Source organism: Lysobacter zhanggongensis, assembly GCF_046638635.1.
Classification (GTDB): Bacteria; Pseudomonadota; Gammaproteobacteria; order Xanthomonadales; family Xanthomonadaceae; genus Novilysobacter; species Novilysobacter luteus.
The window spans coordinates 1-1,505 of the sequence record NZ_JBJXHK010000163.1; the positions used below are offsets into that span (position 1 = coordinate 1).

A 1,505-nucleotide genomic window follows, 5' to 3' on the forward strand; every position below is an offset into this window, starting at 1 on the left:
GCGGTGTCGACCACGCGCGCCACCGTGGCGTCGCTGGCCACGGCGGCCTCCAGCACGCCCAGACGGCCGAACCCGCCCTCCGGGAGCGCGGCGTAGGCGCTGTCGAGCGTGGGCGCGAGCACCGTGCCGTCGCTGGCGCCCGGCCAGCCGTCGGACAGCAATGCACCGGCACGGGCGAAATCACCCCCGGCAATGGCCGCGCGCAGGACCGGGTTGGCCAGTTGCTGGTCGAAGCGCTGCCGCTCCGCGGTGAGCGAATCGCCGATCGCCTTGAGCGCGCCATCGCGCGACTGCAGGATCGCGTCGCGGCGCGTGCCGTCCTGGTACTGCTGCCAGCCGCTCCAGCCGAACCACAGTGCGAGCAGCGCGCAGACCACGGCGAGCAACGGCAGCAGCGGTGCAATGCTGGCCATCGAGAGCTGAGGCCGTTCCATCTTCATGTCGATCATTTCCACATCCCCTGCTTGCCGCGTGGCGTGGCGCGTGTGCGCCCGCCGTCATGTCTTCAACGCACGCCGGTATGGCCGAATCCGCCAGCCCCGCGTGCGCTCTCCTCGAATGTCTCCACCACCTGCAGCCGCGCCCGCACGATCGGCAGCACGACGAGCTGGGCGATGCGATCCCCCGGCTGCATCGTAAAAGCCTCCTTGCCGCGATTCCACACGCTGATCATCAACGGCCCCTGGTAGTCGGCGTCGATCAAGCCGGTGCCGTTGCCGAGCACGATGCCGTGCTTGTGGCCGAGCCCGGACCGCGGCAGCACCACCGCGCAAAGGCCCGGGTCGCCCAGGTGCATCGCCAGGCCCGACGGCACGAGCGCGGTGTCGCCGGGCTCGAGCACCAGGGCGTCGTCGAGCGCTGCGCGCAGGTCCAGGCCGGCGCTGGCAGCGGTGGCGTACTCGGGCAGCGGCCATTCGGTGCCGAAGCGGGGGTCGAGGATCCTGATTTCAAGCGTGTGATGCATGCGGTTTCCGGCTGGATGGGCGGGCGGCGGGCGGTCAGCGCGCGGGCAGGCGCTGGGCGACGATGTCGAGCAACGCGGTGGCGAGTTCGGTCTTGCTGGCCGGCCCGAGCTCGACCCGCAGGCCGTGGCCGAGCACGAGCAGGGCATTGTCGTCGCTCTCGAACCCGCTGCCCGCCACGCCGACGCGGTTGGCGCAGACCAGGTCCAGGCGCTTGCCCTCCAGCTTGGCGCGCGCATTGGCTTCGACGTCGCCGGTCTCGGCGGCGAAACCGACGACCAGCACCGGGCGCGCCGCGCTGGCCGCCACGTCGGCAAGGATGTCGGCGGTGCGCACCAGTTGCAGCACCAGGCCGTCCTCGCCATGACGCTTCTTGATCTTTTCCGCGGCGACGGTCGCCGGGGTGAAGTCGGCGACCGCGGCGGCGCCGATGAAGATGTCCGCCGGCAGCGCGGCCATTACCGCGGCATGCATCTGCGCCGCCGAGCGCACGTCGACGCGCTCGACCCCCTCCGGCGTCGCCAGCGCGACCGGGCCGGCGAC

At 71.9% G+C, this 1,505-nt stretch carries 2 protein-coding genes and 1 pseudogene; all 3 read right to left on the reverse strand.

Going from position 1 to position 1,505, the window contains the following annotated elements; translation table 11 throughout:
- Window positions 1–440, reverse strand: a pseudogene (locus ACKVMH_RS13445) (hypothetical protein); the annotation flags it as partial.
- A 65-nt stretch (window positions 441–505) separates the two neighbouring features.
- A complete protein-coding gene (gene dut, locus ACKVMH_RS13450) occupies window positions 506–964 on the reverse strand; it encodes a dUTP diphosphatase (protein ID WP_215218955.1) in 459 nt (152 codons plus the stop codon).
- A gap of 34 nt (window positions 965–998) precedes the next feature.
- Window positions 999–1,505 (reverse strand): phosphopantothenoylcysteine decarboxylase domain-containing protein (locus ACKVMH_RS13455; RefSeq protein ID WP_412700657.1); only part of this gene is annotated, 507 nt, incomplete at its 5' end.